Raw genomic sequence first — 26,558 nt, 5'->3', positions numbered from 1 at the left:
GATGAAGAACCGAGGCCGGCGGGGTGGCCCGCCCAGGATCCCGCGCCGGGCGATCGCGCTGGCGGCCGGCGCCCTGATCGCCTGCGGCGCCGTCGGCGCGACGATGATGCCGGGCGCGCTGGCCGAGCCGTCGGCGATGCCGGCCGTCCGCGACTTCCTGATCGCCTGGCAGGTCGGCAACTACGAGGCCGCCGCCGCCCGGACGATCGGCGCCGACAAGGAGGAGGTCGCGGACGCCCTCGCCCGCGTCGGCCGGCAGCTCGACGCCGCGTCGCTGCGGCTGTCCCTCGGCACCGAGGTGCAGGGCAGCGACGTCGACCAGATCGTCAAGAAGGGCGACGAGGCCGACGCCCGCTTCACCGTCAAGATCGACCTCGGTGAGAACGGCCAGCCGTGGGAGTACCCCGGCCTGATGCACCTGCGGCGCACCGGCGGCGAGTGGAAGGTCGTCTGGAGCCCCTCCATCATCAACACGAAGCTGAAGCCGGGGCAGCGGCTCGCCGTCGTGACCGAGGTGCCGAAGCGCGCCCCCATCACCGACACGCAGGGCCGCCCCGTCCTGCGCGAGGTCGGCGCCTACAACGTCGGCGTGTACCCCGGCCAGCTCGCCGACCCGCAGAAGACCCTGGAGCAGCTCGCCAAGCAGACCAAGATGGACGGCGGCCGCCGCCTCGACGCCGAACGCCTCCTCGGCCGCGTCCGGTCCGCCCCGCCGCAGGACTTCCTGCCGCTGCTGACCCTCCAGATCCCCACGCACAACGCCCTCATCCAGCGGCTCAACACCATCCCCGGCCTCCAGCTCCACCTGACCAGGGCGCCGATCGCCCCCGCGTACGCGCCCGAGCTGGTCGGCCACCTCGGCCCCGCCACCGCCGACCGGCTGCAGCAGGTCGGCGCCCCCTACCAGCCGGGCGACACGATCGGCGTCAGCGGCGTCCAGCTGCTCCAGCAGCGCCGCCTCGCCGGCACGCCGACCGTCCGGGTCGTGGCGCAGGACGAGACGGGCAAGAACACCGAGGAGCTGCGGTCCTGGCCGGGCCAGGAGCCGCAGGGCGTCCAGACCACCCTCGACCCCGGCTACCAGACGCGTGCCGACTTCGCGCTCCAGGGGCTGACCGTGCCGGCGTCCATGGTGGCGGTGCGGCCGAGCACCGGCGAGGTGCTGGCGGTGTCCAACCACGGGACGAACGGCGAGAACCGCGCGTTCGAAGGCCACTACCCGCCCGGCCTGACGTTCGGGATCGTGTCCGCGGAGGCCCTGTTCTCCCACGTGACCGGGATGAACCAGAACACTGAGACCACCTGCCCCGGCACCGCCACCGTCGGCGGCACGACGTTCACCAACAAGGCCTACGGCGAGACCACCCTCGCCAACGCGTTCGCCGCGTCCTGCAAGACGACCCTCGCGCAGCTCGGCGCCAAGCTGGACGCGCAGACCCTCGTCCAGGAGGCGGCCCAGTTCGGCATCGGCAAGGACTGGGGCCTGTCCGTCCCCGCGTTCACCGGCACCGTGCCCGCCCCCGCCGACGAGGGCCAGAAGGCCGCCACGATGGTCGGTGAGGGCAACGTCGAGGTGAGCCCCCTCGCCATGGCCCTCGTCGCCGCCGCCGCGCAGAACGGTACGTGGAAGCCCCCGTACGTCCTCAAGGACAAGGACCTCGCGAAGACCGTCCAGGCGCCGGCGCCGCAGAGCCTCCAGTCCGAGTCCATCGTGAGCCTCAAACGGGTCCTCACCCGCACCGCCACCCACGGCAACGCCAAGTCCGCCCGCGTCTCCGGCGACGTCGTCGGCGTCGCTGCCCTCACCACCTACGTGCGCGGCGGCGACAACAAGACCGTCTCCTGGTTCGTCGGCTCCAGCGGCGACCGCGCCTTCGCCATCGCCGTCGAAGGCAGCGTCAACACCGCCAAGCTCGCCGCCAGGTTCCTGACCGGCCACTCCTAGAGTTGGGGATCCCTTTACGAGCGGGACGCAACCATCCCGCCGGCCCCGGGCGTCTTCACGGGTGACTGGGACACCGCTTGGGGGTTGCGGACCCAGTCGACGTGATGAGACCGGAGCCTCGACTCGGGGGAGGCTCCGCCGTCCGGACCGGCCCGACCCTGCCGGTCGACCCCGGTGGGCGCGGTACAGCACGCGCCCACCGGGGTTCACGTCCGTCCGGGCGGGAATCACATTGCCCGCGTACGCGTTAACCTAGTAACGTCATCGTGCGGACGTCCCAGGACGACCGTTTTGACAACTCAACATGGGGGTGACCGGCTTCGACTTCGGTCGTTCGAGCCAGGGGAAGCGGGTCGAGGGTTGCTGTCGTGACCTCGTAAATCCTGTGACAGCAAACCAATAACTGCCAACAAGAAGCAGTCCGAGTTCGCCCTCGCCGCCTGAGCGAGGAGCGAACTCTGTCAGCCCGGTAGCGTCTCCGAGCCGGGGTCTGGCATCGTAAGGAGACTCCACCTATCGACCCGGTCGCGGGGCCGGTAGGGAAAACAAACAGCGACTGAGTCCGTCGGCGACACGCCTGCGTGAGCGCCGGGACTGAGAAAGCGCCAAGCAGGCTGCACCCGGAGAAGCCCTGACCCATCACCGAAGGACGCGGGTTCGATTCCCGCCACCTCCACTCGGAGTAGGGAGTGGTGTGTCTGCGGACAACGCAGACACACCACTCCTTCGTCATGTCGACCTGGGGGGCGCCCCCCAGACCCCCGATGTGAGGGCTACGCACATCAGCGGCGCGCCTGCGAGACACGCAGCGCGCCGCTTTCTCATGTCTACTGTCGATGCCGGGGCCTTCCCCGCCGAGTTGTTTCGGTCACCGCGCCTTGACGCGTGGCGGGGTCTGAGTGCGGCTCGGGCCGCTGCTCGTGGTGTCGTCTGTGCTGGCTGAAAGCTGGTGCTGATGCTGATGCTGATGCTGCTTGGTGGGCGCGCTGGTGGTGGGGGGTTGGCGTAGATTTCGGCGGGTGGATATGGAGTTGGGGGTGGGGGCGCGGGTCTTGGTACGGCGAGTGCAGGAGGAGGATGAGGCGCGGTTCGTCGCGTTGGCGAAGGAGAGCGCTGCCTTCCATCACCCCTGGGTCGTACTGCCCGCGTCGGCAGGGGAGTTCCGGGAGTATCTTGAGCGGTTCGACCAGGTCGCTGCGGTGGGGTTGGTGATCTGCCTGCGTGAAGGCGGGGACCTTGTCGGGACCGTCAACATCAACGGCATCGTGCGCGGCTGCTATCAGCGCGGCATGCTCGGGTATTCGGCCTTCTTGCCTTATGCGGGACGGGGGTACGTGGGCGAAGGAGTCGGGCTCGCGGTCGAGTACGCCTTCGGGGAGTTGGGTCTGCATCGGGTTGAGGCGGACATCCAGCCAGGGAATACGGCGTCCGTGCAGTTGGTCCGGCGGCTTGGTTTCCGCAAGGAAGGGTTCTCGCCGGGGTTCATCAAGATCGACGGGGTGTGGCGGGACCACGAGCGCTGGGCCCGTGTGGTTGATCATGTTTATTGATCTTGCAAAACAGACATATCACTGCAAAGTATCTCCGTGTCGTTGATCTCGGTGGGAGGTCGGCTGGTGGGCGTCCGCAACGCGGAGTGGCCGGACGCCTTGGATGTACGCGGGCTTCTGGAGGACGGGTGGCGGCCCACGCCGATCCGTGACTTCATCCTCAAGGTGCATAGCCGCTGCAACCTCGCATGTGACTACTGCTACATGTACGAGATGGCCGATCAGGGCTGGCGGCGGCAGCCGCGGCGAATGTCACGGCAGGTCATCGAATGGACGGCGCAGCGCATCGCCGAGCATGCCCGGATGAACCTGTTATCCGAGGTCCAGGTCGTCCTGCATGGCGGGGAGCCGCTGCTGGCCGGCGCCGATCATCTGCGGCATGCCATCGAAACCGTCCTAGCCGCTTGCCGGCCGGATGTGCGTGTCGGATTCAGCGTGCAGACGAACGGTGTCCTGCTCGATGAACTGTTCCTGGACCTGTTCGCCGAGTACGGCGTCACCGTCGGCGTGAGCGTGGACGGTGACGAGGAAGGCCACGATCGGCACCGGCGGCGTGCCGATGGGCGCGGGAGTTACGCGGCGGTGCGGGACGGGCTGGAGCGGCTCACCGGGCCGCGGTACCGGGACCTGTTCGGCGGCCTGCTGAGCACGGTCGAACTGCGCAACGACCCGATCGTCACCTACGAGTCGCTGCTCGACTTCGGGCCGCCCGAGATGGACTTCCTACTGCCGCATGGGAATTGGGACGAGCCGCCACCGGGGCGCCTCCCGGACGAGTCGACGCCCTACGGGGACTGGCTCATCGCCATCTTCGACCGCTGGTACGCCGTGGAGGCCGCCGACGTCCGCATCCGGCTCTTCAGCGAGATCATCCGGCTGCTGTTCGGCCGGATGTCGGCGAGCGAGGCCGTCGGGCTCTCACCGGTGGCCGTGGTCGTGGTGGAGACGAACGGTGAGATCGAGCAGGTCGACTCGCTGAAGTCCGCGTACGAGGGCGCCGCGGGTACGAGGCTGCACGTTTCTCGTGACACGTTCGACACCGTGCTGGAGCTGCCGTCCGTCGCCGCGCGGCAGATCGGCCGGCGGGCACTCTCGGACCAGTGCCTGGCCTGCCCCGCCCAGGAGGTGTGCGGTGGTGGCCTCTACCCGCACCGGTACCGGTCGGGCACCGGATTCCGCAACCCCTCGGTGTACTGCCGGGACCTGTTCAAACTGATCAGCCACATCCGGGACGTGCTCAGCCGCGAACTGGCAGCTGAGCCCGAACCCGAGGCCGAGGCCGTGGCCACGGTCGGTTGATCTGCGTCAGATCGGCGGCGGGTCGAAGTCGGCGTCCAGCCTGCGTCCTTCCAGGAACACCTGGGCGTCCGGGTGATCGAGGGTGAGCGTGCGGCGGTAGCCCTCCTCGGTCGTGGAGAACAATTCCGCAGCCTCATCCTCCCTGCCGAGAGCCCGTAGATTCACGACGGTGTTCGCCGCTGCCGTCAGGGTCGTCGGGTGGGTGTCGCCCAGCAGCGCCTGAAGCCGACGGAGACTGCCGGCGCACAGCCGGTACGCCGGTTCCGTCTCGCCGAGGTCGGTCAGGTCGCCTGCCAGGTTGACGGCGACGGTGAGGGAGTAGTGGTGGTCCCGTCCGAGTTTCAGTTCCAGCCCCGTCAGCGCCTCCTCGTTGATCTTCCTTGCGACCCCCGGGTCGCCGGTGATGCGCCGCAGGATGGCCAGGTTCCCCGCACAGGCGTGGAAATAGGGGTGCTCGGAGGTGTAGATGCGCGGATAGCGGCGGACGGTGTCATCGGCGAGCAGCAGCGCCTCCTGGAGTTGGCCGATCGTGCGCCGGATGTTCGCCAAGCAGATCGCGGCCGCCAGCGTGTCGGGATGGTCGAGCCCGAAGATTCGCACATAGCGCTGATGAATATCTTCGGCGAGCTCCAGGGCGCGGTCGTAGTCTCCCGCTCTGCGCGATGCGATGGCCAGGTCCTTGCCGGTGCGCAACGTCCAGGCGTGTTCGGGGCCGAGGTGCTCGACGCCGTAGGCGTAGGCGTCCTCGCCGAGGTCGCAGGCCTCGGAGAAGTCCCCGCTGAGCCGTACCGCCCTCGCCAGCCCGGTGTAGATGTTGAGGTATGAGGCGGGGTTGGGGGACGGGTCGCTCGCACGGATCCCGCGGATCACCTCTTCGAGGAGCGTCCGAGCGTTCTGGTAGTCGCTCTTGAGACCGTGGTCCAGCGCAACGCTGTTGGCGGCGCGCCAGGTGTTCCAGTCCTTCTCTCCGGACTTCGACCGGAACCGGCGCAGCGCCTCCTCATCGATCTCGTGCGCCTGCTGGAAATCGCCGCTCGCTCTGAGGTCCGCCGCCCGTCCGCGCAGTGCGCGCAGGGTCGTGTCGTGATCGCGGCCGAGAGCCTTCTCGGCTGCCTGGTGCGTCTCCGAGTCGTGTCTGGCAGCCTCGTCGTACTGGCCCAGTTCGCGCAAGAGGTTGCCGAGTTGCACCTTCAGTTCCAGGACGTTCTCGTGATCGGGGCCGGAGGCCGCCGACCAGTTCTCGATGAACGACTGCACGAAACCCTGGGCTGAGAGGTAGTCGGCCGAGGCGTACAGAAACGTGATCATGTTCAGTGCTAGTTCACGTACCGCCGGTTCCTGGCAGCGGGCCACTCCGGCCGGCTCCAGGTGCCCGAGAGCGTTCAGATAAGTGTCCCAGTTGCCGGCGTTGCCCGGGTCGGACGGGATGTAGTTGGCCAGCAGCAGGTGAACCTCATGGCGGAGCCGGTTCTGCTCCGCTTCCGGCAGTTCGTCGCGGACGAGGGCCTGGATCAGCCGGTGCACCTGCATCGTCCGGGCGGGAATGTCCAGCCGGGCGAGCGCGAAGCGCCCTAGCTCACCGATGGCCCGGCCGAGCCGGATGGGGTCGGCGATGAGGCCGGAGAGTTGCGGGCCCAGCCCCGGGAGGACCCTGCTGAAGGCGTCTCTCGGAATCGGCTCGGGACCGAAGAACGAGCAGTAGCGCAGGAGATCTAGCGCCTCGGGCAGTTTCTCCTCGAGGCTGGCGACCGAGAGCGCCCAGGCGGCCGTCATCGACGCGGGATACTCGCTCGGCTTGCCCTGAGACAGCAACTGGCTCGTGCGCTGCGCCAAGAGTTGCAGATACTCCGATACCGCGATTCCGGTCTCGGCGTGGAGTGCGCCGGCCTGCTCCAGGGCGAGCGGAAGGTCTCCGAGTTCCTCGGCGAGCCGGTCCGCGTCTTCGGGGGTCATCCCGCGCGGCACCCGCTTGGTGAGGAACTCCAGGCTTTCCTTGCGGCTGAACACGTCGATCGGAACGGCGTCGACGACACCCGCCCAGCGGTGGTTGCGCGACGTGATCAGCACGTGCCCAGGGCCCTGCGGCAGGATGTCGGAGAGTTCCTCCGGCTCGTCGGCGTTGTCAAAGATCAACAGCCAGTCGGTATAGGGCTCCCCCCGGCGCAGCGCCTCCAGCACGGCGTTGGCCGCCTCCTCGACGCCGCTCACCGAGGCCGATGGAAGGCCGAGGCGCGGCGCCAGACTCGCCAGCGAGGACCGCACCAGGACGGGCTGGTCCGCGGGGATCCACCAGACGAGGTCGTAGTCGGATTGGTAGCGATGGGCGTACTCGACCGCCATGTGGGTCTTTCCCACGCCACCGAGTCCGTGCAAGGCGTGCGGCAGCACCGCCGTTACCCGGCCGCCCAGACCTGCGCGCAGCCGTGCGAGCAGATCCGTGCGGCCGGTGAAGTTCTTGTTCCGGGGAGGGACCTTGCCCCAGACCTGGGGAATCCTTGGTGATGGGTCGGGTTGCGTATTGATCACTCGATCCCCTTGCGTCACGCTGAATCCTGTGGAGCAAGCCGCATCACGTCGCCGTCAAACAAATGCGTCAACCAAGACAGTATATTGAAGTCGGCGGTTTAGATATGTGTCAGATTACACTGAGCCGCCCACGGATTTCGGTCCCCCGCGATCCTCCTCCTTGGCTGCCCGATTTGGCGAGGCGGATAGCGTCTGGCGGCGAAGCCTTCCGTCTGAAATCATGGTGACGGCGGCTCGACGTGATCCGGCGACGAAGTCGCAGCGGTGCCCACGGCAGGGAGAGACGATGCTGAAGCCCAGCTTCCTACTGTCCAGCGATGATGTCCCGGCAGGATCCCAGGTCACCCCGAGCCCCGGTCTTCAGCGGATGCGAATGGAGTTGACCAGGCGCGGTTCACTGGGACGCTCGTTCGACAATAATTGCGCTCACGGCCCGGGAGGCCCGGGTGTCGCGCTCGATGACGGGGCATGGCGCGCCGAGGACGCCCTCGTGCGGGCCGACGGCTAATAGCGGTTGACCGACTCGCGCTTTTCGGATGGTCGGGACCGGTGTTCTTCCGTCGCATTACCCGGCCGTTTCGACTGGCCGTGCGTTACGCTCGGGTGAGCCAGTCGGCACCATCTGCCAACGGGTGCCTGGTCATGGGACGGAACGATGATCGCGCAGTCTCCGCTCGGCCCGCAGAGTCCCCATGTGGGCATGCGCGCTTACGACGAGGCCGATCGGGAGATGTTCCGCGGCAGGGGCCGGGAGACCCGCGATGTCGCCATGATGTGGGCGAGTAATCGGCTCGTTGTTCTTCATGGCGGCGCCGGTGTCGGCAAAACCTCGTTGCTGTGCGCGGGCACCGTCCCGTTACTGAGAGGCGAGGGCGCACACGTCCTCCCGATAGCGCACATGGCGTACCGGCCGGCGTTCCCCGTCGCCGCGCTGGCCGACCACGATCCGTTCCGGCTCGCCGTGCTCGCCTCGTGGTACACGCGTGCATCACCCGTCCATGTCTCCGAGGTGACGATCGGGACGTTCCTGCGCAGGCAGCGCCGCATGGACGGGTTCGACCGCCAACCGCCGATGCTCGGTGCCATCGACGGGGCGGAAGTCATGCTGCGCAGGTCCGGCCGGCGCGAACGACACCGCCGGAGCTTCCTCGATGAGCTGGCGACGGCCATGCATGAACTCCCCGACTTGCACCTGCTGCTCGTCGTCCGTGACGACGCGCTCGGCGAGGCGGTGGAGTTCGCTGCCCGGCTGGGCCAGGAGCCGCCCGCCACCTATGCGCTTGAGCCACTGACCCCCGAAGCGGCGTACGAAGTGGTCGAGCCGCTCGGCCTGACCGGGCGTTCCGGTGAGACCGCCGCCGGGGCTCTGGTCCACGAACTGCGGACGGTACGGGCGGGGAGCGGCGTGCAGACCACCTCGCGCGTCCAGCCGGTGCTGCTGCAACTCGCCACCGGGCGCCTGTGGGAGCACTTGGCCGGCGATTCCGGGATCGCAGCGGAGCGCCTCCGCGCCGAAGTGAACCTCGCACTCAAGGATTTCTGCGCGCACAACCTCTCGACGATCGCCGCGGACCACAGCCTCCCGGCGGCCACCCTCTACTCCTGGTTCCGTTCCATGTTCGGCGGGCCGCAGGGGCGTGCGGGGGTTCCCGCGGCCCGGTCCCGCGAGGATGTGCCGAGCGCAGTCGTCGACGCGGTGCAGGACTCCCACCTCATCCGGGCTCGGGTCCGTGACGGCGGCCTGTATTACGAGCTCCTGCACCCCAGGCTCGGCGAACCGCTCGGGCAGATCGGCGATGCCGCGATCCCGATCCGCAGGCCCGGCCCTTCGGCCCGGCTGCGCCAGGCGCATCGGGCGTTGGCGGACGGCGATCTCGAACTGGCGCGCCGCCACGCGGAAGCGGCGGTCCGGGGATGCAGCGAGAGGAATCTGAGGGATCTCGCCGTCATGACGGCCTTCCTCGGCGACATCGCTTACGAGCGCGGGGACGCCGACAGGGCCGTGGCGCGCTATCGGGACGCCGCGGCGATCTTCGAGGCGGTTCCGGACAATGCCGCGGTCGGCTGGCTGCTGACCGGAATCGGCCGGATCCTCTTGGAGGACGACCCCGTCGAAGCGGTGCGGCAGCTCCGGGCGGCGGCCGGCCGGCTCCCGCATGAACTGTCGGTTCAGACCGCCCTCGGGCGGGCCCTCGGGCGGGCCGGACGGACGCGCGCCGCCCGGGCGGTGTTCGAGGACGTCCTCGGACGGGACGGCGCCAACCGCGAAGCGCTCATCGCCAAGCGGACCCTGTCCGGTACCGCGTAGCTCGGCGAGCCACCCGGTACTCATCTCGCCGAGTGTTCCCTCTGCGACGAGTATCCGTATATGTACAGACTTCGACCTAAAAGGCCGGAGTCTCCTTTGTCTGGCCTGACTTGGCTCACTCGCTTGGATGTCGTCAGACCTTGAGCCCTGTTGACCTGTGGATACGTGTTCGGGTGAGTGTGGTTTCACGCACTGAGCGGGGTGCTCGTAGGGTCGCGGGGTGGCGTTCATCCGGCGGGTTCGTACGGCTTCGGGAGCGACGGCGGTGCAGATCGCCGAGTACACCGGTGGACGGCAGCGGATCCTCAAGCACGTCGGCTCGGCACACACCGAGGCCGAGCTCGGGGTGCTGCTCGAGCGTGCCCGTGGCCTGCTGGTCGATCCGGGGCAGGTGATGCTGGACCTGGACGTCGAGCCGGCGGTGCCGGTGGCCGGTTTGGCGCAGCCGGCGGGCGAGGCTGCGCTCTTCGAGAACCTGGGGAACGAGCCTGCCCGTGCTCGTGACGGGGCCGGACGGGTTGTGGCGACCGGGTCGCGTGTGCTGTTCGAATCGCTGGCGGGCGTCTACGCCGGCCTCGGGTTCGACGCGCTGGGCGATGAGGTGTTCCGCGACCTGGTGATCGCCCGCATCGTCGAGCCGACCTCCCTGCTGGACACCGGTCGGGTGCTGACCGACCTGGGCGTCGCGCCGGCGAGTTACGCGACGATGAAACGCACCCTGAGCAAGGTCAAGACGGCCGAGTACCGCGACCGGATCGCGACCGCCTGCTTCGCCCATGCCGCCAGGGCCGGTGACGTGAGTTTGTGTCTCTACGACGTCACCACCCTGTATTTCGAGGCCGAGAGCGAGGACGGCCTGCGCAAGGTCGGCTACTCCAAGGAACGTCGCGTCGATCCCCAGATCGTGGTCGGGCTGCTGGTCGACCGGTGCGGGTTCCCCCTGGAGATCGGCTGTTTCGAGGGAGACCAGGCCGAGACGACCACGATCGTGCCGATCATCGAGCAGTTCGCCCGACGCCACGGCCTGGCACACATGGTGGTCGTCGCCGATGCGGGGATGCTGTCGGCCAAGAACCTGACCGCACTGGACGAGGCCGCACTGAAGTTCATCGTCGGCTCGCGGACCACCAAGGCGCCCCATCGACCTGGCCTCCCACTTCCGCTGGCACGGCGACGCCTTCACCGACGGGCAGGTCGTCGACACCATCACCCCCAAGAACTCCCGGATCGTTGAGAACGACGTCGCCAAGAAGGCCGAACCGGTCTGGAACCCCCAGGAGCACACCGCGTCGTGGCGGGCGGTGTGGGCCTACTCCGCCAAACGCGCCGCGCGGGACAACAAGACGCTGACCATCCAGGAGAACCGTGCCCGTGAGGTCATCTTGGGTGAGAAGAAGGCCAAGACCACCAGGTTCGTCAAGACCAGCGGGGACAAGCGAGTCCTCGACCAAACCTCACTGGCCCGTGCCCGCAGACTGGTCGGGCTGAAGGGATATGTCACCAACATCCCCGCCACCTGCATGGACGCGGCCGAGGTGATCGCGTCCTACCACGACCTGTGGCACGTCGAGCAGTCCTTCCGGATGAGCAAGACCGACCTGAGGGCACGGCCAATGTTCCACCACACCCGCGACGCGATCGAAGCCCACCTCACTATCGTCTTCACCGCCCTGGCCGTCAGCCGCGAGGCCCAGAACCGCACCGGGCTCGCGATCCGCAACCTCGTACGCCAGCTACGGCCACTGCGCAGCGCGACCATCGCGGTCAACGGCACCCAGCAGACCTTCCCGCCCGCCGTCACCACCCGCCAACGCAAGATCCTCGACGCCCTGAACACCCCACGCGCCACGCACTAACCAATTGAGCCAACTCAGGCGCTCATCGCCAAGCGGACCCTGTCCGGTACCGCGTAGCTCGGCGAGCCACCCGGTACTCATCTCGCCGAGTGTTCCCTCTGCGACGAGTATCCGTATATGTACAGACTTCGACCTAAAAGGCCGGAGTCTCCTTTGTCTGGTTTGCGTAATCCGATCGTTGTGGTTTCGGTGCCATCCTATTTCCACTGCTGCTAGTATTCCTGCCCTGTCGGGTTAACCCGCTAGTCCGATCGTGAAAGGGCAAGAGGCGATTTACTTGGGGGACTCCTGGCAGAGTTTTTTGTCCGTCGCGACTTTACGTCCCCCTTTGTTGGGGGAGGTCGATCGTGAACGGTCAAGGTCATGAGGCCGGGGTGGTGACCACGGTCCGGAACGAGGAGAAGCCAGAAGGTGACCGCCACCTCACCGGGATTGGACCTTCACGTTGGTGGCGGGAAAGCCGAGCCAAATGGCGAGAATGACGATGACTGGCGTCGTAATTTTCGTTTGCTGCTAAGCGGGTCGGTCTTCTCCCAGTTGGGCACGATCGGTGCCGCTGCGGCGAATCCGCTGCTCGCCCTGGCGTTGACGGGATCGCCGATCGTCGCGGGCTGGGTGGCGGCCGCGAGCACACTGCCGGGGCTGGTCCTCCACCTGCCGGTCGGCCTGCTCGTCGATCGCTATGACCGCTGGCGCATCATGATGGTCAGCCAGGTGGCTCGCGTGCTCAACTCGATCGTCCTGGTCATCGGGCTCTGGGTCCTCGCCGCACCGTGGCCCATGCTCGTGGTGGCGGCGGTGATCGATGGCTCGTGCGCCGTCTTCTTTCGAATCGCCGAACTCGCCGCGGTACGTTGTGTGGTCCCGGACGGCAAGGTCGAGAATGCGATGGGCAAGAGTGAGGCCCGGCATCATATCGCCGTTGTCTTCGGTCGCCCGGTCGGTGGTCTGCTATTCACTCTCGGGCGCACTTTCCCATATGTATTAGATGGATTGACCTCTGTTGTCTCGGTCGCCTCTCTGCTGTGGGTAAAAGCTAGCATGCGATCCTTTGAGTCGCAACGAAAGAAGTCACTGGAGGAGTCGCGGGAAAAAGTCCTCGACTCTTTCAAGGAGGGGTTTCGCTGGATATACCGTGACCGTTTTCTCTCTGTTTCTCTGGGTGCCTGCGCGGTAGCGAACACCGGTTTTCAGATCACCATTCTCCTGCTGGTGGTCGAGGCTGAGCGGCGGTTCTCCGGATCCGTCATCGGCATAATGCTCGCAACGTCCGGTGTCAGCGGGTTCTTGGGCGCGCTGACGGCTCCCACCGTGGTGCGGCTCCTGACACCGGTGGAGACGGTCAAGTACTGTGTTGCGCTCTGGATCCCGCTTCTGGTGATCGTGGCCGCCGCGCGCGACCCACTGATCGGCCTGTGCGCATGGGGCGCATGCAGTTTCATCGGGGCCTACGTCAACGTCGCTCTGGCGGTGTACCAGGGCAAGGTCATTCCCCGTCGAGTTCTGGGCCGAGTTGAGGGAGTCCACCGGTTCACCACAACGGGTGCGGTGACGCTCGGGGCCTTTTCCGGCGGCTATGTGATCACCGTCCTCGGGACCCGGTCCGCGGCGGCTCTCGTGGCCACCGCATTCGTAGCGATCGGGATCGCGGTACCCGTCCTTATCCGGAAGCCGGGCCCACACGGTGGTCCGAACCCTGTGCAAAACGGTGCGCAGCGGACGGGAGGAGAGAAGCCTGCCGAGGGCCCGGAGCCACCGGTTGGCGGGGACTCCCGGCGCCGCCCTCCGCAGCCCTCGGTCCGCCCTCCGTCTCCTGCGCACTATGTAAGGAGACACATTCGCGGCGTCCTATTCCGGTCGCTGCCGCATGAGGCGGCATCCGTGCGCCGCGCGTCGCGGAGGTAGGCTTTCGGGCGTCGAACTCGGCCGGCATCTCTTTGCGGCCAGCTTTCGGTCGGAGGCGGAGCGTTTGATCACGTCGCTGAACTTCGATGATCAGCATCGGCTGATCGAGGCGATCCTTCGCATCGATGCGATGAGTGTCCGACGTGAGCGGGACGTCCATGTGCAGGCACTGGAGCGCGACCTCGGGCATCGGCTGCACTACGGCCGCCAGGACAAGGAAATGCTCGACGTGTGGGGGCTCGTCGAGGCGCTGCTGAACTATCCGGGGGCGGCGCACGCGCTAGTGCGGATTCTGCGCACCCTCTACCGGAGCAGCCTGTCGGTGCGGGCGCTCGGGGAACTGGTCGCGGAGTTGCTTCCCGAGCCGTGGCTCGACCAGGCGGAGCGGCGCGAACTCCATGAACTGATCACGTCGCTGGAGCGGACGGACCCGGAACTCAAGCATCTCGGCAGGTTCCCGATGCTCTACCGGCGGGCAATCGGGCCCGCTTGGCCGCAGGTCGAGCGCGAGATCAGCAGTTTGCACGACGTCGTCGCGCTCCTGGAGGAGATGCCCGCGGGACCCGACGGCACCCCGCCGCTGCTGGTGTTCGTGCACGACCTGGCCGAGTACGCGGGTTACCCGACCGCGGCCGCGTTCCGCGACTGGGTGCGCCGCCAGGTCGACGCGCAGGGCCTGGACGGTACCGTCCTGCTGCCCGGCCGGACCCCGGAGCTGGGGCGGGCCGAGCCGGAGCAGACCGAGAACTACCTGATCATCGAGTGCGCGCCCGACGCGCTGGAGGCGGACCGCTACCTGGTCACCGCGTGGCTTCAGGTCGGCCGTGAACCGGGCAGCACACTGCGGTGCGGGGACGAGGCGCTGCCGCTCAGCCGGATCCCGGAGCTGCTGGAGCGGCTGCTCACCGCGGAGAGCTCCGTGGTCGGCCGACCCGGCCCCGATCTCACGATCGAGTTCGTCCTGCCGCGCGCGCTGCTGGACCATCCGGTCGAGCAGTCCATGATCAGCATTGCCGGGCTGGAGCATCGCATCGGGATCCGCTACCCGGTGATCGTGCGCAGCCTCGACCGGATGCGGCTGGCCGCCGTCCACCACGACTGGCGGCACAAGTGGGACTGGCTGTCCGGGCACTCGGTCGACGCGCCGGTCTGCCTGGTCACCCGGCCCGGCGAGTACGACAAGGAGGAGCTGTTCTCCGCGCTCGCCGAGGCGTCCACCGCGGTCCTCGCGCTGGCCTTCCCGCCGCGGGGCGGCGCAGGCGACGAGCCGGACGAGCACTGGGTCGGGCTGGTCGCCGGCATCCCCGTCGTCGCGTGGTGCCGGGACGGCCGCGACCCCGCGCTGTTCGCCAGGGAGGTCAAGGGCCTGCTGGCGGCGGACGTGATGAAGCTGCCGCGCCGCACGATGGAGCTGCGCCGCAAGGCGCTGTCGGGCGGCGTCGAAGGTGCCGGATCCGGCCATCTCGGGCTGCATCTCACGCTCGTGTTCGACGATGCCGACCGCATCCCCGAGCCGTACGTGCGGCTCCGACCACCCGCATAGCCCTCCGGAAGGCGTCCATGACGACAGAACCAGAGACCAGCGGCCTCGGCGGTGACTGGCGCATCTACCGGGGCGACAGCAGTCCGCACGACCGGGTGCGGCGGCTCCCGCCGCCCCCGCCGTGGCGCCGGTTCGGCCCGGCGGACGAGACCGGCGGAGGGCTGCGGCGCGACCTGCAGCAGGCGATCTCCTACCGGCCCGACGAATCGGTGGTGGACCGGGTCAACGCCGCCATCCTGCTGCGGCGCCCGCTGCTGGTGACGGGCAAACCGGGATCGGGCAAGTCCACCCTGGCCTACAACGTCGCCTACGAACTCGGTCTCGGCTCCGTCCTGTACTGGTCGATCACGAGCAACACGACACTGCAGCAGGGGCTCTACGACTACGACGCGATCGGGCGGCTGCACGAGACCAGTCTGCGCGGCGCGGGCGGAAGGTCCGACACGGCAGAGCCGCCCGACATCGGCCGCTACATCCGGCTCGGGCCGCTCGGCACCGCGCTGCTGCCCGGCGACCGCCCCCGCGTCCTGCTCATCGACGAGCTGGACAAGAGCAACATCGACCTGCCGAACGACCTGCTCAACGTCTTCGAGGAGGGCCGGTTCGACGTCCTGGAGCTGCAGCGGCTGCCCGAGGAGCAGTCACGCATCCACGTGATGACCGCCGACGGCGGTCCGAGGGTGCCGATCGACCGCGGCGAGGTGCGATGCGGGAACTTCCCCGTCGTCATCATCACCAGCAACGGGGAGCGGGAGTTCCCGCCCGCGTTCCTGCGCCGGTGCGTCCGGCTGGTGATCGAGCCACCGGACCGGAACCGGCTCGCGGAGATCATCGAGGCGCATCTCGGCGCGGACGCCAGGGCGGCGAGCGACCGGCTCATCGAGGACTTCCTCGCCCGCCGCGCCGACGGGGCGCTCGCCACCGACCAGCTCCTCAACGCCGTCTACCTGGCGACGTCCGGGAGCAGGCCACCCGAGACCAAGCTGCAGGAGATCCTCGACACGGTGCTGCGCCCCATCGAGAGGCCCAGCGCGGGATGATCGACCGGCTCGTCGAGGCGCTGCTCGCGCTCGACCCGCAGCCCGCGGCGGAGGAGATCGCGGATGCGCTGTGGCTCGCCGGCTGGTTCCGGACGCACGAGGGCCCGACCCATCTGGCGACCGGCGGCCCGGACGGACCCGGCGAGGGCGGGTCTCCCGACCCGGCGCCGCCCCCCGTCCCGCCACCGGAGCGGCCTGCGGCGCCGGAGCGCGAGACGGCGCCGCCGCGGACGGCGGAGGCGGGCCTCTACCCGGCCGGGCAGGACGTTCCGGCCGCCGCGTTCCCCGTCCGGATGCCCGCCGTGCCGGCCATCTCCGGGACGCTGCCGCTGTCCCGCGCGCTGCGGACGCTGCGGACGACCGTCCCGTCGCCGACCCGCCGGCATCTCGACGAGACGGCGACCGCGCAGCGCATCGCCGAGACCGGAGTGTTCGAGACCGTCATGGTGCCGGCGCAGGAGCGGCGGCACGATCTGGCCCTGGTCGCGGACGTCGGCTCGTCGATGGTGGTGTGGCGGCAGACGGTCGACGAGCTGCGGCTACTGCTGCAACAGCTCGGCGCGTTCCGCGACCTGCGGACGTGGTACCTGGACACGGGTGCACGCCGCCTTTCGCTGCGCACCGGTTCGGCGTTCGGCGTCGGCGCCGAGCGCGATCCGGACGAGCTGGTCGACCCGACGCGTCGACGCCTCATCCTGGTCGTCAGCGACTGCATCGGCGCGGCCTGGCAGGACGGCCGCGCCGCCGCGCTGCTTGACCGGTGGGGCCGCGTCGGCACCGTCGCGATCGTCCAGCCGCTGCCGCAGCGGCTCTGGTGGCGGACGGCGGCGGCGATCGAGCCGGTGCGGTTCGACGCGTCCGGACCCGCGGTCGCCAATGAGCGGCTCACCGTGACGCGGACAGTGCTGCAACTCCCGGACGACCGCCCGCCGGGCATCGCGATCCCGGTGGTCGAGTTGAGCGCGCGCTGGCTGCGGTCGTGGGCGGGCATGGTCGCGCGGGGAGGCCGGGACGTTATGGGCGCCGCCCTGTTCACCGGCCGTCCGGTGGCGTACCCGCCGCCCGCGGAAACCTCTGCGGCCGCCGTTTCGCCGGAATTGCGGGTCAAGCAGTTCCGGGCGTCCTCGTCGCCGGCGGCGTTCAAGCTCGCCACATTCCTTGCTGCGGCCCCGCTGAGGCTGCCCGTGATGCGTCTCGTCCAGCGGGCGATGCTGCCGACGTCCACCTCGGCCGACCTGGCCGAGGTCTTCCTCAGCGGACTGCTCCGCATGGTCGGGCGGCCGTCCGACGGCGGTGAGGAAGAGGTCGTCTACGAGTTCCACGACGGGGTGCGGGAGATCCTTTTGCAGGGGCTGCGCAGGCGCGAGGTGCAGCAGGTGCTGCGCGCGGTGTGGGGCGTCGTGCGGGACCGCATCGGCTCGTCCATGGACTTCCCGGCGCTGCTCGCCGCGCTGCGCCGGGGGGAGGCACCGCTGTCGCCGGAGCTGCCGTTCGCGCAGGTGGCGGCGCAGGCACTCGTCGGGCTCGGTGGGCCGTACCGCCAGATGGCGAAGCAGTTGAAGGACGGCGCAGTCGCAGCCGACGCGGGCACGGACCAGGCGATGGCGCCCGTCACCGGGCGGGAGCCGCCGGTGAGCGCCGAGCCCGCGCCGGTGCCGCGCCGGTGGCTTCCCGGCCGCAACCCGGACTTCGTCGGCCGCGACCGGCTTCTCGCGGATGTCCGGACGGCGTTGACCGGCGGTATGGCGGCGCTCCTTCCGCACTCGGAATCCGGCATGGGGGGCGAGGGGAAGTCCAACCTCGCGGTGGAGTACGCCTATCGTCACGCCGACGACTACGACCTGGTGTGGTGGATTCCGGCGGAGCAGACGACTTCGGTGCGGGCGGCACTCGCCCTGCTGGCGCGCGAGTTGGACATGCCGATGAGCGACGACATCAAGGAGACCGTTGACGGTGTCCTCCGTGCGTTGCGCGCCGGCCGTCCCTACGCCCGCTGGCTGCTGATATATGACAACGCTCAGGAGCCCGACCAGGTCGTCCCACTTACCCCTCGGGCGCTCGGCGGGTCCACGCAAAGCCCCGGGACGGGCCGCCATGTTCTGGTGACCTCCCGCGACCGCAGTTGGGGGCGGCATGCGCCCGTGGTGGACGTCGACGTCTTCGAGCGGCCGGAGAGCATCGCCCTGCTGCTGCGGCTGGTGCCGCGCCTGTCGGAGGCCGAGTCGGACATGCTGTCCGAACGTGTAGGAGACCTTCCGCTGGCGGTCCACCAGGCGGCGGCATGGCAGGTCGTCACCGACGGAACCGTCGAGGACTATCTGCGGCTGTTCGACCGGCGCCTTACCGACATCGCCTCGACGGCCTCGCCCGGCACCGATTTCCCGGAGTCCCTCGCGGCCGGGGTGAGCCTGAACCTCGACCTGCTCCAGGAGGCGGACCCCGTCGCCTGGGCGCTACTGGAACTGTGGGCCGTGTTCGGCCCCGAACCCGTGTCCTGCCGGTTGCTGGCCGCCGGCGGGGCGGCCGCGCTGCCCGCGCGGCTGGCGGGGCTGCTGGCCGACGAGGCGCGGCTGCGGGACGCGATGCGCGCGATCGGCCGGTTCTCCCTCGCCCGTTTCGATGAGGAGTCGGCCGCACTCCAGATCCACCGCCTCGTCCGCGCGATTCTCAACGACCGGCTCGGGGAGGGCGGGAAGCACCGCGTCCAGGAACATGTGCACGCGGTCCTGGCGGCGGCCACTCCTGAGGAGGAACCGGAAGTGGAATCGACCTGGGAACTCCGATCCGGGATCACTCCGCACGTCGTCCCTTCCGGCGTCTTCGAAGCGGACAGTCCGGACGTCCGGCACGTCGGCATCGACCAGGCGAAGTTCCTGTACCAGTCGGGGGACTTCGAGGGCAGCCGCCGGCTGGCGGAGTCCGCTCTGGACCATTGGCGGGAGCGGTACGGGCCCGACGACGAGGATGTCCTGGACGTCTCCCGCGTCCTGGCGAACGCTCTGCGCGGCCTGGGCGACAACAGGGCGGCCGCGGAACTAAGCGAGGACAACCTCGCGAGGACGCGCCGCAAGTTCGGCGCCGACCACCTGCAGACGCTCTTCGCCGCCGCCGGATTCAGTGCCGACCTGCGCTTCCGCGGCGACTTCCGCCGAGCCCACGAGGTCGACCTCGACGCGTGGCGCCGCATGCGCCAGCTGTACGGGGACGACGCGTCCGAGACCCAGCTCGCCGCCACCAACCTCGCCGTCGACCTGCGGATCCTCGGAAGCTTTCAGGAGGCTTACAACATCGACCTGGAGGTGTGGCGCAGGCAGGCCGGGCCCGGCCAGGCCTACCGGCAGCGGTTCCGCACCACCCACCACCTCGCGCGGGACCTGCACGAGTTGGGGCGATATGAGGAGGCCTGCGCCATGCAGACGGAGAGCCTCGGCAGTCTGCGGCCGGTCCTCGGCCCCGGGCATTCGCTCGTCCTGCAGGCGAAGATGAGCCATGCGGGCACCCTGCGGAAGCTCGGGCGGTTCGAGGAGGCGCACCGGCTGGCCACCGAGACCTTCGCGGCCCATGTCCGCCGGTTCGGCGAGGACCACGCGAACACGTTGGCCAGCAAGGTCTGCCTGGCCCTCACGACGAGTGCGGTCGGCCGGCCCGGCGAGGCGCTGCCGCTCATCGACGACGCGCTGGCCGGCTATCGCCGGGCGATGGGGGACGGCCATCCCTTCGTGAACGTCTGTGCGGTCAACAGGGCTGTCGTACTTCGCCAACTGGCGGAGGCGTACGCGGCGCAGGAGGCCGACCAGGCCGCGCTCTCCACCCTCGAAGCCGGAATCCCCGGACCGGATCACTACTACGCGTTGTGCGCCGCGGTGGGGCTGGCGAATGACTACTACCTGCTCGGCGAACTGGATGCGGCGGTCCGGCTCCTCTCCGATGTGCGGGGGAGGATGGCCGGTCTGCTCGGCGAGATGCATCCTCACTCGCTCGCCGTCACGCTCAATCTCCGGCGTGCGCACACCGCCATGGGCGGCGATGTGCGTGGCACCGCCTCGGCCCTGGCCTCGCTCGCGCGTGTGCTCGGCCGGGATCACCCGCAGACGCGCGCCGCCGAACGCGGCGAAATGCTCGACTGCGACATCGAACCCACCGCCCTGTGAGCCCGGCGGCCAGGCCGGGTCAGCGGCTTCGCGCGGGCTGGGCGAGGGCGAGGTCGTGCTGGACGGTCCGGCCGATGTGGCCGATCAGCCGCATGAGGTCCGGGCAGTACACCGACGGGTTGAGGTAGCCGTGCCCCTCGCGGTAGCGGTGCGCGTAGGCGCCGCCACCGCAGATGTCGCGTACCGAGCACGTCCGGCATGTCGCGGAGAGCGCCGCTAGACCGATCTGCCGCGCGACCACGCCGGGATGCCGCAGCGCGTCGTCGAAGCAGTGATCGAAAACGGTGAGGCCGGTTTCGGGCGCGCCCGCGTACGAGGTCTTCAACGAGTCGACCTGCTGTAGCGTCCCGTCGGTGTCGACGACCAGCATGGCGACGGGGGACAGCCCGACGTTCTCGCTCCGGCTCTGCCCGCCGAGCAGAATATTGATGATCTCCTCGAACATCCGGACGCCGGTTTCCTTGCGCGGCGCGTGGTACCAGCGGTCGAACACGGCGATGAGCCACTCGGCATAGGGGGTGCCGCCGCCATTCACCGGACGGCCGGGCGGTGGCGCAGTCCAGGTTCCGTGCGGAAGCAGGAAGTCGATGCGAGGCGGACCCGTCTCTAGAAGGGCCTTGTACGTCCGGACCGGATCATTGGCGAGGTCCACCGTGCACAGGAGCCCTCGGTAGAGCCTCCGGTGGGAGTCGGCGAGCCGGTTCAATCCGCGCATGACGTCGGCGTGGCTTCCGCGTCCGTTGATGCGCAACCGGTGCCGGTCGTGGCCGGCGCGGTCGCCGTCCAGGCTGACCGATACGCCCACATCGTGCTCGTCGAGCATTTCCAGCATCGAGTCGGTGAGGAGCACCCCGTTCGTCTGAGTGCTCACTTCGACGTAGCACGCGTCGGGCACGGACGCGCGGAACCGGGTCGCCGCCGCAGCGATGGCGTCCTTCCCCGCGAGCAGCGGTTCTCCGCCGTGAAGGACGATCGTCACGTTGCCGAGGGCATGGCCTCGGGCGTGCTCGCCCACCCTTGTCGCCGTGGCGTCGAGCACTTCGGGCGGCATCGCTGTGGGCCGCCTTCGCCAGGACTGGTCCACGCCCTCGTAGACATAGCAGTAATCACAAGCCAGATTGCACCGGCCGTGGATCTTGACCACAAACTCGGAGAACGGAAAGGGCCGCCATCCATCGGCCGTCAGGGCAGGAATGTCGAGGCCGTGAAGCGGCCATTCGTCGGATCCGACCCCGGGCATCACACGCGGTTGTCGAACCCGGCCCCGACCGGGTGCGGGTCGTCGTGTTCGGTGCGGGCGCGGTCGACGGCCTCGTTCAGGACCGTCCCCGCGGGTAGTTCGAAGACGTCCAGTTCGCGGGGAGTGAGACGGGTCCAGGAGAAGGAGCCCGTGAGATCGCTGGTCTCTGATGCGCTGCCATGAGTGACCGGCACGGCCGTCTCCCCCTCTTGTCCCATGGAACGGAAATGCGTCGCGCTCCCTTTGTGGACTTCAGGGATGTCAGCCTAGCCGCGCGCGACGCGACGATCATATGGACACGGCGCCTTCTGCGTGCGGATCCATGAAGACACGCCGTGGATTTTTTCGCGGCGGGTCGCTGGGCGTCGGCTCTTCGGCGGTGGGAACCGGAGCCTAACGCCGAAACTGCGCTGGAAGTATCTCCCGGAGACCTCCTCGTTCATCACCTTGTCTACGGTGGAATGTGATGGGTGACGCACTCTTGTTGCGGGGGCGGGGGGAGGGTTGCAGAGTGGGATGGGTAGCGACCAGCGGTGAGGTGCTCGTGACGGAGACCGTGCGCCCGGCCCCGGGGGGATGGCGGCCGGCGGGAATGTGCTCGTTCCTCCTCTGCGACATCGCGGGCTTCAGTGCCGCCTCGCGCCGCGATCCGGTGCGGGTACGGGTGCGGAAGGCGATGTACGAGGGGCTCGATCGGAGTCTGGCGGGGGTCGGGCTTCGGCTGGACGACTGCTACCACGAGGACCGCGGGGACGGGGTGATGGTCGTCCTGCCGGCGGATGTGCAGACGGAGTTGCTGCTGACGGCGGTGGTCGCGCGGTTGCGCGCGGAGGTGCGGCACCACAACGAGGCGGCGAGTGAGCCCGCGCGGATGCGGCTGCGGGTGGCGGTCAATGTCGGCGAGGCCGAGTCGGACGGGCGGGGGATCGTCAGTACGGCGCTGACGCACACGTTCCGGCTGCTGGACGCGGATCCGTTGAAGGAGGCGGTGGCCGCGGCGGAGACCGGGATCGCGCTGATCGTCTCGCGGCGGGTGTACGACGACGTGGTGTCCCATGGCCGGGGCCTCGTCGATCCGGGTGATTACTACCGGGTCCAGGTCCAGGTGAAGGAGACGTCCGATGAGGCGTGGGTCATGGTGCCGGGGGTCCGGCCGGCCCGTCCGGACGGGGGCGGGGTTCCGGCGGTGCCCGAGGAGGACGGGCCGGTGCCGGAGCCGGGTGGGTTCGAGGCGTTCGAGGTGGAGGCGGGCGTCGAGGTGACCGACCTGTTCCGTGTGGTGGAGGTGCTGCTGGAGATCCCCCGGCTGCGCGCCGAGCGCGGCCGCGACCAGCTGGTCGCGGCGCTGTCGCTGGAGATCGCCGGGGCCGTGCCGCGGTCGGCGGAGGCCCGCGCCGACCTTTTCGCCATCGTGCGGACGTGCCTCGACTATTCGGGTGGGTTGCAGCAGTTCCTGCGGGCCGTCCAGGGGTTCGTGGGCGAGTCGATGGCGGTGCGCCGGCTGAAGCAGACGATCGCTCAGTCGCTTCTGGCGCCGCCGGATGACACTTGGTCGTGACTCAGGGCCGGGTAATGGTGGCCATGGCTCTGTCGGGCTCCCAGTGGGCGCGGAGGGACGTGATCTTGCCGTCGTCGTTCACCTTGTAGATGAGGACGCAGTCGATGGTCATGGTGGAGCCGTCGTCCATCGTGGTGGTGATCGTGGCTACGTTCGCGCAGCAGTCGCCGTTGGCGAACGAGTCGGCGATGGTGAAGCGGAAGCCGGCGATCGTGGAGATGAAGTTGTCCCAGAAGGCGGTGATGCCGTCGGGGCCTCGGTGACCGTTGCCGGTGGGGTCGAGGAAGGACGGGCCCACGGGGTCTTCGATCAGGGCGTCGGGGGCGAAGAGGTCCAGCCAGTCGTCCTTGCGGCCTTCGATGACGGCCGCCATGGAGGCGCGGCCGGCGCGCCGGGCCGGGTGGTCGGCGTCGGGGGCGTTCCACGCGATGGCGTCTGCAACGTGTTCCTGTTTCATGGGTTCACCTTCCCGATGACCGTTTCGGCGAAGCGTTCGAGGTGCTCGATCTTCTTGGCCAGGGGCTGGGTGTCGGGGCCCTCGGCGTAGGGCATCCGGAAGCCGACGATCACGTCGGTGACGCCCTTGTCCTGCAGGCGCTTGACTCCGTCGGGCGTGTAGGCGTCCATCGAGATGACGTGGACCTCGAACGGATCGCCGGCCTTGCCCTCCTCCTTCCGGATGTCGGTCAGCCTGGTCAGCAGCCGGTCGAGGTCGTCGCCGCCGGCGTGCATCCAGCCGTCCCCGCGGACGACCGCGCGGCGCAGCGCCGGCTCGCTGTGCCCGCCGACGAGGATCGGGAAGGGACCCGCGGGCGTCATCTTGATCGCCGGGATGTCGAAGTGCTCGCCGTGGAACTCGAAGTACTCGCCGGTGCTGAGGCCGCGCAGGATGTCGATCGCCTCGTCCATCCGCTTGCCGCGCCGCTCCCATGGGACGCCCATCACCTGGAAGTCGTCCGGCCACGGGCTGAGGCCCACGCCCAGGCCGAGCCTCCCGCCCGTCATGCACGCGATGGACGTCGCCTGCTTCGCGACCAGCACCGGCGGCCGGATCGGGAGCTTGAGGACGAACGGGGTGAAGCGGAGTGTCGTGGTCACCGCGCCGAGGGCCGCGATGAGGGTGAACGTCTCGATGAAGGGCTTGTCTTCAAGGAAGTCCCGCTTGCCGTCGGCGGTGTAGGGGTAGGTCGAGTCGGACTCCTTCGGGTAGACCAGCGAATCGGCGATCGACATGCTTGTGTAGCCCGCGTCCTCGGCGGCCTTGGCCAGCGGCACGTAGAACGACGGGTCGGTCATCGCCTCGGCGTAGGTGAACCTCATGCCCAGATACTAGAACGCGTTCTAGTTCTGTGCCAGGGGCGGCGGCCGCGAGCTGCGACGGGCGGTCCGGCGGTGTTCCGCCCTCCTTGTGCGTTTGCCCCGATAAGGTCTGGGTGCGTGAGCCAACCGCACATCCGGCCCGTGCCGCAGGCGCCCGCGAAGCCGTCCGCGTTCAAGGATCTGTTCGGCGGCGCCCGCTATCTGGCGCGCGGCGTCGGCTGGACGGCGCGGCATCCGGCGCAGTGGCTGTTCGGGCTGATCCCCGCGCTGATCGTGCTGATCGTCTACGCGACGGCGCTGGTCTTCCTCGCGCTCGAGATCGGCGGCCTCGCGGGGTGGGTGACGGGGTTCGCCGACGGCTGGGCGGACGCCGCCCGGACGTCCGCGCGGGTCGTCGCGGGCATCGCGATCTTCGGGTCCGCGCTGTTCCTGGCGCTGATCACCTTCACCGCGGTGACGCTGCTGGTCGGCGACCCCTTCTACCAGGCCATCGCGTTCCGGGTGGAGGAGTCGCAGGGCGGCGCGCCGCCGGAGCCGGACATCCCGCTGCTCGTCCAGATCGGGCGGGCGATCAAGGACACGCTGCTCATCGGGGCCATCGCGCTGGCGTTCGCCGTCGTGTTCTTCGCCTGCGGGTTCCTGCCCGTGGTGGGGCAGACGGTCGTCCCGGTGGTCGCGGCGCTCGTGTCCGGCTACTTCCTCGCGGGCGAGCTGACCTCGATCGCGCTGGAGCGGCGCGGGATCCTGCGCAAGGAGCGGTTCGTGCGGATGAGGGCCGACCGGCCGCTCGTGGTCGGGTTCGGCGCCGCGACTTTTGTGGTGTTCCTCATTCCGCTGGGCGCGGTGCTCGCGATGCCGGGGGCGGTGGCCGGGGCGACCCTGATGGCCAGAGAACGCCTGGCGGACGACCCGCTGGTCACACCGGGCGATAACGGCATGGCGAACCATCACTGAGGTGATGTGAAGATGTGTCCCGAGCGTGATTACGCGCGGGATGCCCACGCCTGATCTTCGCGTAACGTGTGCCGCATGTCCGATCAGGGGGAGCGCAGTGCGCGCTGGACCGACATGAGCGAGAGCGAGCCGCGGGACGGGTTCGGGCAGGAGCCCGGCGCCGGCGGTGCGGCCGGTTCGCAGGTGGTCTTCCCCGACTCCGAGTCTCCCGAGGTGTTCATGCCCGCGCCGACCGATCCCGCCGATTCCGCCGACTCCGGCGAGGACGCAGGGTCGCACGACGTGTGGGGCAGGGTCGAGCAGGCCCCGTCCCAGGAGCCCGGCGACAGCGACGCCGACGACGTCAAGGTCGCCCCCGTCCGCGAGGAGGACCCCGCCCCCGAGGAAGCGCCCGCCCCCGAGGACGACGCGCGCCAGTGGGAGGGGTCGCTGTTCGACGAGGGACCGGGCGACTCCAACTACGTTCCGGCCGTCCCGACCGGGTCGGGGCAGCCCGCGAAGCCGGGCAAGCCGAGCAGCGGCAACTGGCAGATGCCCGAGTGGATGGCGGACGAGGAGTCCGCCGACGCCAAGCTCGGAGGCTCGCCGAAGCCGCCCCGCGACGGGCTGGACGGCGGCGGCCGGTCCCGGCTGATGCTGTTCGGCGGCGTCGGGCTGCTCGTCGTCGCGCTGATCGCGGCCGGCGCCGTCTACCTCACCCGGAGCGGCGGCGACGAGCCCGCGGAGCCGGCCGGCAACGCCGACAAGCGGTCGGCGGCGGAGCAGTCCGAGGCGGCGCAGGCGAAGCTGCCGCCGGACAAGCCGCTCGCGCGGTTCGCCGGCACCCCGAGCCGGATGCTCGGCATGGTGAGCGACGCCCATTCCGGGCTGGCGTATCCGCGGCTCGCGGCGCCGTGGCAGGTGCCCACGAAGAAGAACAGGCTGGGCACGTCGGGATGGTCCGGGCAGCAGATCCTGGTCACCGAGCGGCACGCCCAGCAGCTCTGGTACGGCCAGCTGCTCACCGGCACGCTGCACCCGGGCATGCAGAGCGCCTACCAGGGCCCGGACAGCGTGAAGAACGTCACCGCCCTGGTCGCGCAGGGGTATGAGGCGCAGTACTACGCGTTCCCGCACAAGACGGCGCCGCTGGCGTCGCAGGCGCTGACCGTGGGCGGTCACAAGGGCTGGCTGATCGCGTCCTACCTCACCTACCAGCGGGACGGGGTGCGGGCGACCGGCGAGATCGTCGCCACCGCGGTGATCGACACCGGCCGCAGGACGCCGGCGGTCGTGTTCGCGTCGATGCCGAACACGCACAAGCAGCGGTGGCCGGACATCAACGAGTTCTTCGGCCACCTGAAGACCGCGCCCTGACCAAAGA

16 protein-coding genes, 1 other RNA gene and 1 pseudogene are annotated in these 26,558 nt (G+C 69.2%); 13 read left to right on the top strand and 5 right to left on the bottom strand.

What is annotated here, in order from left to right; all coding sequences use genetic code 11:
• Position 1 precedes the first annotated feature (1 nt).
• From AL2_RS25410 to AL2_RS25395, 4 genes are all read left to right on the top strand, one after another.
• On the top strand, positions 2-1,945 hold the full coding sequence (locus tag AL2_RS25410; protein ID WP_083946890.1) for a penicillin-binding transpeptidase domain-containing protein: 1,944 nt from the start codon (positions 2-4) through the stop codon (positions 1,943-1,945).
• Between the two features lie 306 nt (positions 1,946-2,251).
• Positions 2,252-2,624, top strand: a transfer-messenger RNA (tmRNA) gene (gene ssrA / locus AL2_RS25405).
• 346 nt (positions 2,625-2,970) lie between these two features.
• Positions 2,971-3,495, top strand: coding sequence for a GNAT family N-acetyltransferase (locus tag AL2_RS25400; RefSeq protein WP_067637720.1), 525 nt, complete (start codon positions 2,971-2,973; stop codon positions 3,493-3,495).
• A 36-nt stretch (positions 3,496-3,531) separates the two neighbouring features.
• On the top strand, positions 3,532-4,794 hold the full coding sequence (locus AL2_RS25395; protein WP_312032889.1) for an FxsB family cyclophane-forming radical SAM/SPASM peptide maturase: 1,263 nt from the start codon (positions 3,532-3,534) through the stop codon (positions 4,792-4,794).
• A gap of 6 nt (positions 4,795-4,800) precedes the next feature.
• Here AL2_RS25395 and fxsT (AL2_RS25390) read toward each other — a convergent pair whose 3' ends face one another.
• Complete coding sequence (gene fxsT, locus AL2_RS25390; RefSeq protein ID WP_245666906.1) at positions 4,801-7,338, bottom strand: FxSxx-COOH system tetratricopeptide repeat protein; 2,538 nt, start codon at positions 7,336-7,338, stop codon at positions 4,801-4,803.
• Positions 7,339-7,975: 637 nt separating this feature from the next.
• On the opposite strand from fxsT (AL2_RS25390), the gene AL2_RS25385 reads away from it, so the two are divergent.
• The 6 genes and pseudogenes from AL2_RS25385 (at position 7,976) to fxsT (AL2_RS25360) (ending at position 20,123) form a co-directional block, all read left to right on the top strand.
• Positions 7,976-9,628 carry an nSTAND1 domain-containing NTPase gene (locus tag AL2_RS25385; RefSeq protein ID WP_369688517.1) on the top strand — a complete coding sequence of 551 codons (1,653 nt, stop codon included), beginning with the start codon at positions 7,976-7,978 and terminating at the stop codon, positions 9,626-9,628.
• A 220-nt stretch (positions 9,629-9,848) separates the two neighbouring features.
• Positions 9,849-11,484, top strand: a pseudogene (locus AL2_RS25380) (IS1634 family transposase).
• 411 nt (positions 11,485-11,895) lie between these two features.
• Positions 11,896-13,389 carry an MFS transporter gene (locus AL2_RS25375; RefSeq protein ID WP_083946889.1) on the top strand — a complete coding sequence of 498 codons (1,494 nt, stop codon included), beginning with the start codon at positions 11,896-11,898 and terminating at the stop codon, positions 13,387-13,389.
• Positions 13,352-14,932 carry a VMAP-C domain-containing protein gene (locus AL2_RS25370; protein WP_281181613.1) on the top strand — a complete coding sequence of 527 codons (1,581 nt, stop codon included), beginning with the start codon at positions 13,352-13,354 and terminating at the stop codon, positions 14,930-14,932. The genes AL2_RS25375 and AL2_RS25370 overlap by 38 nt, the downstream gene beginning before the upstream one ends.
• A gap of 17 nt (positions 14,933-14,949) precedes the next feature.
• Complete coding sequence (locus AL2_RS25365) at positions 14,950-15,972, top strand: AAA family ATPase (RefSeq protein ID WP_067637710.1); 1,023 nt, start codon at positions 14,950-14,952, stop codon at positions 15,970-15,972.
• Positions 15,969-20,123 (top strand): FxSxx-COOH system tetratricopeptide repeat protein, encoded by a 4,155-nt coding sequence (fxsT, locus tag AL2_RS25360; RefSeq protein ID WP_067637708.1) that lies wholly within the window; start codon positions 15,969-15,971, stop codon positions 20,121-20,123. Before AL2_RS25365 ends, fxsT (AL2_RS25360) begins: the two co-directional genes overlap by 4 nt.
• A 19-nt stretch (positions 20,124-20,142) precedes the next feature.
• On the opposite strand, the gene AL2_RS25355 is transcribed toward fxsT (AL2_RS25360), so the two are convergent.
• Together AL2_RS25355 and AL2_RS25350 are read right to left on the bottom strand one after the other, a co-directional pair.
• On the bottom strand, positions 20,143-21,363 hold the full coding sequence (locus AL2_RS25355; RefSeq protein WP_067637705.1) for an FxsB family cyclophane-forming radical SAM/SPASM peptide maturase: 1,221 nt from the start codon (positions 21,361-21,363) through the stop codon (positions 20,143-20,145).
• Positions 21,363-21,557, bottom strand: coding sequence for a hypothetical protein (locus AL2_RS25350; protein ID WP_067637703.1), 195 nt, complete (start codon positions 21,555-21,557; stop codon positions 21,363-21,365). Before AL2_RS25350 ends, AL2_RS25355 begins: the two co-directional genes overlap by 1 nt.
• A gap of 350 nt (positions 21,558-21,907) precedes the next feature.
• Here AL2_RS25350 and AL2_RS25345 point away from each other — a divergent pair, with 350 nt between their 5' ends.
• Positions 21,908-22,921: an effector-associated domain 2-containing protein gene (locus AL2_RS25345; protein ID WP_157438355.1), complete on the top strand. Its 1,014-nt coding sequence runs from the start codon at positions 21,908-21,910 to the stop codon at positions 22,919-22,921.
• Position 22,922: 1 nt separating this feature from the next.
• Here the strand turns inward: AL2_RS25345 and AL2_RS25340 are convergent, their stop codons facing one another.
• Both AL2_RS25340 and AL2_RS25335 read right to left on the bottom strand, forming a co-directional pair.
• Positions 22,923-23,378: a nuclear transport factor 2 family protein gene (locus AL2_RS25340; RefSeq protein WP_067637699.1), complete on the bottom strand. Its 456-nt coding sequence runs from the start codon at positions 23,376-23,378 to the stop codon at positions 22,923-22,925.
• Positions 23,375-24,241, bottom strand: coding sequence for a TIGR03619 family F420-dependent LLM class oxidoreductase (locus AL2_RS25335; RefSeq protein WP_067637696.1), 867 nt, complete (start codon positions 24,239-24,241; stop codon positions 23,375-23,377). Before AL2_RS25335 ends, AL2_RS25340 begins: the two co-directional genes overlap by 4 nt.
• 117 nt (positions 24,242-24,358) lie before the next feature.
• On the opposite strand from AL2_RS25335, the gene AL2_RS25330 reads away from it, so the two are divergent.
• Both AL2_RS25330 and AL2_RS25325 read left to right on the top strand, forming a co-directional pair.
• Positions 24,359-25,195, top strand: a complete 837-nt coding sequence (locus AL2_RS25330) for an EI24 domain-containing protein (protein ID WP_245666904.1) — start codon at positions 24,359-24,361, stop codon at positions 25,193-25,195.
• Positions 25,196-25,270: 75 nt separating this feature from the next.
• Positions 25,271-26,551, top strand: coding sequence for a flagellar basal body-associated FliL family protein (locus AL2_RS25325; RefSeq protein ID WP_067637694.1), 1,281 nt, complete (start codon positions 25,271-25,273; stop codon positions 26,549-26,551).
• The last annotated feature ends 7 nt before the right edge of the window (positions 26,552-26,558 follow it).

It is taken from the genome of Actinomadura latina NBRC 106108, from assembly GCF_001552195.1.
GTDB classification, from domain to species: domain Bacteria; phylum Actinomycetota; class Actinomycetes; order Streptosporangiales; family Streptosporangiaceae; genus Spirillospora; species Spirillospora latina.
The sequence above is the reverse complement of the archived record's forward strand: the minus strand, read 5'-3'. Positions and strand labels throughout refer to the sequence as shown.